This window comes from Roseateles sp. (assembly GCF_046300915.1).
In the GTDB taxonomy this organism is placed as follows: Bacteria; Pseudomonadota; Gammaproteobacteria; order Burkholderiales; family Burkholderiaceae_C; genus Kinneretia.
Window position 1 is genome coordinate 1 of record NZ_JBKCLH010000207.1, and the last position, 7,842, is coordinate 7,842.

At 71.6% G+C, this 7,842-nt stretch carries 8 protein-coding genes and 1 pseudogene; 4 read left to right on the forward strand and 5 right to left on the reverse strand.

Features of this window, described 5'->3' with window-relative positions; genetic code table 11:
• On the forward strand, positions 1-481 hold a 481-nt coding region (locus tag ACK5F2_RS15740), incomplete at its 5' end, for a TonB family protein (protein ID WP_409866256.1).
• 27 nt (positions 482-508) lie between these two features.
• On the opposite strand, the gene ACK5F2_RS15745 is transcribed toward ACK5F2_RS15740, so the two are convergent.
• Positions 509-1,426, reverse strand: coding sequence for a LysR family transcriptional regulator (locus ACK5F2_RS15745; protein ID WP_409866258.1), 918 nt, complete (start codon positions 1,424-1,426; stop codon positions 509-511).
• Positions 1,427-1,561: 135 nt separating this feature from the next.
• Here ACK5F2_RS15745 and ACK5F2_RS15750 point away from each other — a divergent pair, with 135 nt between their 5' ends.
• Positions 1,562-2,191 (forward strand): FMN-dependent NADH-azoreductase, encoded by a 630-nt coding sequence (locus ACK5F2_RS15750; RefSeq protein WP_409866260.1) that lies wholly within the window; start codon positions 1,562-1,564, stop codon positions 2,189-2,191.
• 24 nt (positions 2,192-2,215) lie between these two features.
• Positions 2,216-3,103 (forward strand): annotated as a pseudogene (locus tag ACK5F2_RS15755) (pirin family protein).
• 35 nt (positions 3,104-3,138) lie between these two features.
• On the opposite strand, the gene ACK5F2_RS15760 reads toward ACK5F2_RS15755, so the two are convergent.
• The 3 genes from ACK5F2_RS15760 to ACK5F2_RS15770 all read right to left on the reverse strand — a co-directional run bounded on the left by ACK5F2_RS15760 (position 3,139) and on the right by ACK5F2_RS15770 (position 7,095).
• Entirely contained in the window at positions 3,139-4,047 is a 909-nt protein-coding gene (locus ACK5F2_RS15760; RefSeq protein WP_409866261.1) for a pirin family protein, read from the reverse strand.
• Positions 4,048-4,146: 99 nt separating this feature from the next.
• Entirely contained in the window at positions 4,147-4,596 is a 450-nt protein-coding gene (gene cueR, locus ACK5F2_RS15765) for a Cu(I)-responsive transcriptional regulator (RefSeq protein ID WP_409866263.1), read from the reverse strand.
• Between the two features lie 117 nt (positions 4,597-4,713).
• Positions 4,714-7,095 carry a heavy metal translocating P-type ATPase gene (locus ACK5F2_RS15770; protein WP_409866266.1) on the reverse strand — a complete coding sequence of 794 codons (2,382 nt, stop codon included), beginning with the start codon at positions 7,093-7,095 and terminating at the stop codon, positions 4,714-4,716.
• A gap of 140 nt (positions 7,096-7,235) precedes the next feature.
• Between ACK5F2_RS15770 and ACK5F2_RS15775 the strand changes: the two genes are divergently transcribed.
• Positions 7,236-7,460, forward strand: a complete 225-nt coding sequence (locus ACK5F2_RS15775) for a heavy-metal-associated domain-containing protein (RefSeq protein ID WP_409866269.1) — start codon at positions 7,236-7,238, stop codon at positions 7,458-7,460.
• Positions 7,461-7,471: 11 nt separating this feature from the next.
• Here the strand turns inward: ACK5F2_RS15775 and ACK5F2_RS15780 are convergent.
• The coding region (locus tag ACK5F2_RS15780) for a hypothetical protein (RefSeq protein ID WP_409866271.1) at positions 7,472-7,842 on the reverse strand (371 nt) is incomplete at its 5' end.

The following is a 7,842-nucleotide window of genomic DNA, read 5'->3' on the forward strand; positions in this document are numbered from 1 at the left end:
GGCGGCCCAACGCGCCGCCGCGGTGCGCGCGGCGACGGCTGCCGGTGCGGCGCCGGCAGGTCGACCGGCGCCGGAGGCTTCGGCGCCGTCCGAGTCCCTGGCGACGGCGGCGCCCAGCACCACGCCCCAGGCTCAGCCTCAGCTGCTGGCCGCCGCCAGCCCCAGTGCCCAGCCGGTGCTGCCGCCACCCGCGGCTCAGGCCGCGCGTGCGCCGGAGCCGCCTGCGGACGAGGTGCCGCTGCGGCTGCTGGAGCGGGTGGAGCCCGAGTTTCCGGTGCGTCTGCTCCGGGAGCGCGTCGGGGGGTCGGTCATGGTGCGATTCACTGTGCAGCCCGATGGCTCGGTGCGGGCGGCGGAAGCCGTCAACGCCAGCAACAAGCGCCTGGTCCCCGCCGTGCTGGAGGCCGTGGGCCGCTGGCGCTTTGCGCCGATTCCCGAGACGCGCGTGGCCGTGGTCGAGGTGGGCTTCCGGGCCGAGTAGCGCTCGGGCTTGACACCCCCGGGCGCGCTACTGCCCCGGGCAGGCGGCCAGCTGGGCCGCCATGGCCTCGATGAAGAGCCGGCTGCGCAGTGGCATCAGGCGGCGCTCGGGAAAGACGGCCCAGCAGGCCACCGGGCTCAGGCACCAGTCGGGCAGCACGCGCTGCAGCTCGCCGCTGGCCACCAGCTCGCGGGCGAAATGGTCGGCCACGGCCGTGATGCCCACGCCCGCGCGCGCCAGCTGCAGCAGCAGATCAGGCGAGTTGACCAGGCTGCGTTTTTCGGGCGCGCCGCTCCAGGTTTCGCGCGCCTCGCCCTCGCCGCGCCACAGCTGCCAGGGCAGGGCGTCGCCCATGCGCGAGAGGATCATCAGCCCATGCATGCTGCTCAGTCCCAGGGGCAGCTGGGGCTCGCCCTCGCGGGCCAGATAGGCTGGGGCGGCGTAAAGCCCGCTGGTGAACAGGGCCAGGCGGCGCGCGGCGAGCTGGCTGTCCTCGGGCAGCTCGCCCATGCGCAGGGCCAGATCAAAGCCCTCGGCAATCAGGTCCACCCGGCGCGGCGAGAGGTCGATCTCCAGCTGTACCTCGGGGTAGTCCAGGGCGAACTGGCTGATCACGCCCTGCAGGGCCGTGCTGGCCATGTCATGCGGCATAGATACGCGCAGTCGCCCCGTGGGGCGCTGCTGGCGGTGCAGGGCCAGGGCCAGGGCGCTGTCCACCTCGGCGGCCACGGCCCGCGCATGCTCCAGCACGCCCTCGCCGAATTCGGTCGGGCTCAGGCGCCGGGTGCTGCGCAGCAGCAGCTTCTCGCCCAGGCGCGACTCCAGGGCCGAGAGCCGGCGCGAGAGCGTGGACTTGGGCAGCTGCAGGCGCTCGGCGGCGCGGCTGAAGCTGCCGGCCTCCATCACGCGGGCAAAGAGCAGCAGATCGTCGGCATCCAGGCTCATGGCAGGCTTTGATTGTTCCGTGGGTGGAACAATCTTATCCATTTGACCGTCTTCTGGGCTGGATTGATCGTCAATACAGTGTGACTCATGGTGATCGAGCGACGATCACAGCAACACCCCCACCGGAGATCCCGCATGAACATCCTGCAACTGAATTCCAGCGCCCGCCGTGTCCAGGACGGTCAGGGTTCCGTGTCCACCCGTCTGGCGAACGAACTGGTCGCCGCGCTGCGCGAGCGCCAGGCCGGCGCCGCCCTGACGGTGCGTGATCTGGGCCTGGACCCGGTGGCGCCCCTGGACGAAGCCGCCCTGGGCGCGCTCTTCACCCCGGCCGAGCAGCGCTCGCCCGAGCAGGCTGCCCGTGTGGCCGCCGCCGATGCCCTGGTGAGCGAGCTGATGGCCCAGGACGTGATCGTGATGGCGGTGCCCATGATCAACTTTGGCGTGCCCACCCAGCTCAAGAACTGGATCGATGCCGTGGCCCGCGCCGGCGTCACCTTCCGCTACACCGCGACCGGCCCCGAAGGTCTGGTCAAGGGCAAGAAGGTCTATGTGGTGGTGGCCAGCGGCGGCATGCACCGCGGTCAGTCCACCGACGGCATCACGCCCTATCTGCGCACCGTGCTGGGCTTCATGGGCATGAGCGATGTGGAGTTCGTCTATGCCGAGGGCATGGGCATGGGCCCGGAAGCCGTGGAGGCCGGCATGGCCTCGGCCCGCCAGCAGATCGCGGCGCTGACCGGCACGACCGTCGCCGCGGTGTAATCAAGCAAGCAAGGAAGCACGACCATGAGCACGAGCACCCTGAACAGCCCGGCCCGCGCCCTGAGCCAGCCCCGGGCGGTGGAGCGCCTGGTCGCCGGCCAGGCGACCAGCGATGGCGCCGGGGTCAAGCTGACCCGGGTGCTGACCCAGAATCTGCAGCGCCGCCTGGACCCCTTCCTGATGCTGGACGCTTTTGGCTCGGACAAGGCCGACGACTACATCGCCGGCTTCCCCGACCATCCGCACCGCGGCTTCGAGACCGTGACCTATATGCTGGAAGGCCGCATGCGCCACCGCGACTCGGCCGGCCACGAGGGCCTGCTGGGCAATGGCGGCGTGCAGTGGATGACCGCCGGCCGCGGCGTGATCCACAGCGAGCTGCCCGAGCAGGAAGAGGGCCGCATGGAAGGCTTCCAGCTCTGGCTCAATCTGCCGGCCCGCGACAAGATGTGCGAGCCCTGGTACCGCGACATCCAGAGCCAGGAGATTCCCGAGTTCCGCACCGAGGCCGGCGTGAGCGTGCGCGTGATCGCGGGCGAAAGCCATGGCGTGGCCGGCGCGGTGCAGCGCGAGCACACCGAGCCGCTCTATCTGGACATCCATCTGCCGGCCGGCGCCCGCTTCGAGCAGGCCCTGCCGGAGGCGCACAACGCTTTCGTCTATGTGTACCGCGGCGCCCTGCGCTTCGAGAGCGGCTGCACCGTGCCCCAGCAGCGCATGGCCATCTTCGCCAACCAGACGGGCAGCGACGGCGTGCGCCTGCAGGCGGGCGACGAGCCCACCCGCGTGATCCTGATCGCCGGCCAGCCCCTGGGCGAGCCCATCGCCCCGTAAGGCCCCTTCGTGATGAAGAGCGAGGCCGAGCTGGTGCAGGCGGTGCGCGACTTCCAGGCGGGGCGCTTCGCGGCCTGAGGCCCGGACGGGGCCGGCCGAGCCCGGCCGCCCGCTCAGCGCGGCGCGCGCAGTGGGGGCACGGGCGGGGCCAGCAGGCGCTCGCCCTCGAAGCCCTGCACCACACCGAAGTGGCCGGCGCCGGCATTCCAGTCGGCGGCGTACTGATGGATTTCTTCCGAGCTGCGGCCCACAAAGTTCCACCACAGCAGGGGTTTCTCTTCGTCCGCCAGCGGTTCGCCGCCCAGCAGCAGGGCGCGGGCGCGGCCCCGGGCGCGCAGCGCGGCCGTGCTGGCGCCGGGCGCCAGATAGAGCAGGCCGCCGGGCTGCAGGGCCTCGGCCGGACCGCCCTCGGGTTCCAGCAAGACCTCGCCCTCGGTGACCATCAGGCCGTACTCAAAGCTCGGGCGCAGTTCCAGGCGGATCTCGGCCGTGTCTTCAACCTCGCTCAGCAGGTCCAGCCCCATCAGGGGGGAGTGGACGGTGCAGGGCGAGCGCAGCCCCTCCAGCTCGCCCACCAGCAGGGTGCAGGCAAAGCCGCCGCGCTCGAGGCGCGGCAGCACCGGGTGATGCTCGAAAGCGGCCGGGTCGTGGCGGCGGCTGTTGGGCAGGGCTATCCAGAGCTGGGCCAGGTGCATCTCGGGCGTCTGCGCCTCCTCGGAGTGACAGATGCCGCGGCCGGCTGTCATCAGGTTCACCTGGCCGGGCTGCAGCAATTGCACCGTGCCCAGGCTGTCGCGGTGCAGCACCGCGCCCTCCATCATCCAGCTGAAGGTCTGCAGGCCGGTGTGGGGATGCGGCGCCACGCGCATGCCCTGGCCCTTTGCGCTGCGGGCGGGACCAGCATGGTCCAGAAAGCACCAGGCGCCGATGGCGCGGCGCTGCGGCACGGGAAGGGCGCGGGCGATGGGCAGGCCGCCCACCTCGCCGCGGTGGGCGCTGAGTCTTTCAATCGTGGCGGTCATGGCGGGCGCTTTGGCGGCTGGGTTGGGGCGATCATGCCTGAAACGGGGGCCTGCGCGACTTCGCTTGCGTCGCGGCCGGCGCCCGCTGCAGCGCCCGACTCAGTCCCGCAAGCCGGCTTTGGCCGGGTTTGCTTTTGGGCCCTCGCCCGCGAGCTGCTCCAGGATGGGGCAGTCCGGTCGCTCGTCGCCATGGCAGCAGCTGGTCAGGACCTCCAGGCTGCGCTTCATGGCCTGCATCTCGGCCAGGCGGCGGTCCAGGTCGGCGATGTGCGCGCGGGCAATGCGCTTGACCTCGCTGCTGGCGCGGCGACGGTTTTGCCAGAGCTTGAGCAGCTCGGTGATCTCGGCAATTGAGAACCCCAGATCGCGCGCCCGGCGTATGAAGCGCAGGGTGTGGACCTCGCGCTCGCCGTAGAGCCGGTAGCCGGCCTCGGTGCGTGCCACCCGCGGCAGCAGGCCCAGGGACTCGTAGTGGCGCAGCATCTTGGCCGACACGCCCGAGCGTGCGGAGGCTTCGCCGATGGTGAGCATGACCTCTTCAGCCTTCATCTTTTCGCCTTTCGTGGCGGCCGCTGGAGCGGAACCGAGCGACGCCCGAGGATCCGGCTCTGCCGGGCCTGCGGGCGTGCCCCCTTGAGGGGGCGCGCGTAGCGCGTAGGGGGTGGGTCATGGCTTCCAGCGTTTCAGAAGGAGCGCGTTGCCGACCACCGAGACGCTGGAGAAGGCCATCGCGGCGCCGGCGATCACGGGGTTGAGATAGCCCAGCGCCGCCAGGGGGATGCCCACCACGTTGTAGGCGAAGGCCCAGAACAGGTTCTGGCGGATCTTGGCGAGCGTGCGGCGCGACAGCGAGATGGCCTGGGCCACCAGGGCCGGGTCGCCGCGCATCAGCGTGATGCCGGCCGCATGCATGGCCACATCGGTGCCGGTGGACATGGCCATGCCGACATCGGCCGCGGCCAGGGCGGGCGCGTCGTTGATGCCGTCGCCCACCATGGCCACGCGCCGCGTGCCGCCGGCCTTGAGCTCGCCGACGATGCGCGCCTTGTCCTCGGGCAGGATCTCGGCGCGCAGCTCGTCGATGCCCAGCTCGCGGCCTATGGCTTCGGCCGCGCCGCGGTTGTCACCGCTGAGCATCACGCTCTTCACGCCCAGGCGGCTGAGCGCGTGGATGGCTTCGGCGGCGCTGGGCTTGAGCGTGTCGCCAAAGGCCAGCAGGGCCAGCACGCGTGGCGTGGGGCCCAGGCTGGCCAGCCAGGACACGGTGCGGCCCTGGTTCTGCAGGGTCAGGGCCTGCTGCTGCAGCGCGCCAAGCTCCACGCCCAGCTCGGCCATGAAGCGGCTGCTGCCCAGGCGCAGCTCGGTGCCGTCCACCTGTGCGGCCACGCCGCGGCCGGCCACGGCGCGCAGCTCGCGCACGGCGGGTGGGCTCAGTGATCGCGCCGCCGCCGCGGCCTGCACGGCGCGTGCCAGCGGATGCTCGCTGCCCGACTGCAGCGCAGCGGCCAGCGCCAGCTGCAGCGCTTCATCTTCACCCGCAGCCGCCTGCAGCAGCACCAGCTCGGGCTTGCCCACCGTCAGCGTGCCGGTCTTGTCGAAGGCGACGACATCGAGCCGGGCGGCCAGTTCCAAGGCCTCGGCATCCTTGATCAGCAGGCCATGGCGCGCTGCCACGCCGGTGCCGGCCCTGATGGCGGTGGGTGTGGCCAGACCCAGGGCGCAGGGGCAGGCGATCACCAGCACCGCCACCGCGTTCAGCAGCGCATGTTCCCAGTCGCCGTTGTAGAGCCCCCAGCCCAGCAGCGTGAGCAGGGCGATGCCCACCACCACCGGCACGAAGACCGCGCTGACCTGGTCCACTAGGCGCTGGATCGGCGCCTTGGCCGCCTGGGCCGACTCGACCAGGCGCACGATGCGCGACAGCGTCGATTCCGCGCCCAGCGCCGTGGCCTTCAGCAGCAGCAGGCCTTCGCCGTTGACCGCGCCGCCGACGACGCTGTCCCCCTCATGCTTGGCCACGGGCAGGCTCTCGCCGGTGATCAGCGATTCATCCACCTGGCTCGCGCCTTGCAGCACCGTACCGTCCACGGGAATGCGTTCGCCCGGTCGCACGATCACCTCGTCGCCGCGGACCAGCTGCGCCAGCGGCAGCTCCTGCTCCTGGCCCTTGCGGCGCACCCGGGCGACGTCCGGCCGCAGCGCCTTGAGCGCGCGGATCGCCTCGGTGGTCTGGCGCTTGGCGCGGGCCTCCAGCCATTTGCCCAGCAGCACCAGGGTGATCACCACGGCGGCGGACTCGAAGTACAGCGCATGCCCGGCATGCTCGCCATGGCGCAGCAGCTGGTAGACGCTCAGGCCGAAGGCCGCGCTGGTGCCCAGGGCGACCAGCAGGTCCATATTGCCGCTGCCGCTGCGCAGCGCGGCCCAGCCGGCCTTGTAAAAGCGCGCGCCCAGCCAGAACTGCACCGGCGCACTCAGTGCCAGCTGCCACCAGCCCGGCAGCATCCATTCGATGCCCACCAGCAGACCCAGCATGGGCAAGACCAGCGGCGCCGACAGCAGCGTGGCCATCAGCACCGGCCAGCCGCTGTGCTGCCAGGGCGTGGGCGCGGGGGCCTCGCTGTCGGCACTCACGCGGGCTTCGTAGCCGGCCTTGGCGACGGCGGCGATCAGGGTCTGCAGATCCACGCCCTCCAGCAGTCGCAGTGTGGCGGTCTCGCTGGCGAGGTTGACACCGGCCGCGAGCACGCCCGGCACCTTGAGCAAGGCGCGTTCGACCCGGCCGACGCAGGAGGCGCAGCTCATGCCGATGATCTGCAGGCTCAGCGACTTCTCGCGCAGGCTGAAGCCGGCTTTCTCGACCGCGGCGTGCAGCGCTTGCAGCGGCGCCGCGCCCAGGGTGTGGACCGTGGCGGTCTCGGTGGCCAGATTGACCGTGGCCTCGTCGACGCCGGGGACCTGGCGCAAGGCCTTCTCCACCCGCTTGACGCAGGAGGCGCAAGTCATGCCGGAGATCGGGAGCTGCAGAGGAGGGGGTGCGTTGTTCATGTGCGCAGTCTGGACCTTGCCATGGTGTCAAGCTCAAGCCCTCCGAGCCAGATCGGGCTCGGCGAGCCGGCGCTTGACCTTGCCATCGTGGCAAGGATTAAGCTGGCCCCATTGTTCCATCACAGATCTGGAGACACGAGATGAGCAGCAGCCCCGCGAATTACCAGTTCCATCTGCCCGATATGAGCTGCGGTCACTGTGTGGCCGCCATCACCAGCGCTGTGAGCGAGGTCGACCCCGGCGCCCTGCTGAGCTTTGACCGCCCGGGGCGCCGCCTGGAGGTGCAGGCCTCCAGCCTGGGTCGCGAGCAGCTGGCCGCCGCCCTGGCCGAAGCCGGCTATCCGGAGGCGCCGGCCGCAGCCTGAGGGCGTGGAGCCTAGGCCGAAGCGGCCGGGCTTGCCGGCCGGGCCGTGAGCGCGGCCAGGGCACTGGCCACCTCGCGTGCCACCGCCGCCTCCAGCGGAGCCAGGGCGGCCTCGGGGGCGCCAGCGGCCAGGGCCTGTGCCAGCACCAGGGTCACGCCTTCCAGGGCCGGCGCGCGCAGGCGCCGCGCCACATCCAGCAGGTCCTGCACCAGCTGCTGGCGAGCCGCTTCCTGCACCTCACCGGGCGTGCTGAGCGCGGCCCAGCTGGCGACCCAGCTACCCAGAAAAACCTCGGCATGTGGGTCGGGTGCGCCGTCGCGCGCCGGGCCGCCCAGCAGGACCGGCGCTGGCGGGTGGCGCGGCCCCGGCGGCGGCCGACCGG

What these genes read in the sequence shown, in the direction of transcription:
- ACK5F2_RS15745 (WP_409866258.1), bottom strand. Translation starts at nt 1,426, where the DNA reads ATGAGCCTGGATGCCGACGATCTGCTGCTCTTTGCCCGCGTGATGGAG.
- ACK5F2_RS15750 (WP_409866260.1), top strand. Translation starts at nt 1,562, where the DNA reads ATGAACATCCTGCAACTGAATTCCAGCGCCCGCCGTGTCCAGGACGGT.
- ACK5F2_RS15760 (WP_409866261.1), bottom strand. Translation starts at nt 4,047, where the DNA reads ATGACCGCCACGATTGAAAGACTCAGCGCCCACCGCGGCGAGGTGGGC.
- cueR (WP_409866263.1), bottom strand. Translation starts at nt 4,596, where the DNA reads ATGAAGGCTGAAGAGGTCATGCTCACCATCGGCGAAGCCTCCGCACGC.
- ACK5F2_RS15770 (WP_409866266.1), bottom strand. Translation starts at nt 7,095, where the DNA reads ATGAACAACGCACCCCCTCCTCTGCAGCTCCCGATCTCCGGCATGACT.
- ACK5F2_RS15775 (WP_409866269.1), top strand. Translation starts at nt 7,236, where the DNA reads ATGAGCAGCAGCCCCGCGAATTACCAGTTCCATCTGCCCGATATGAGC.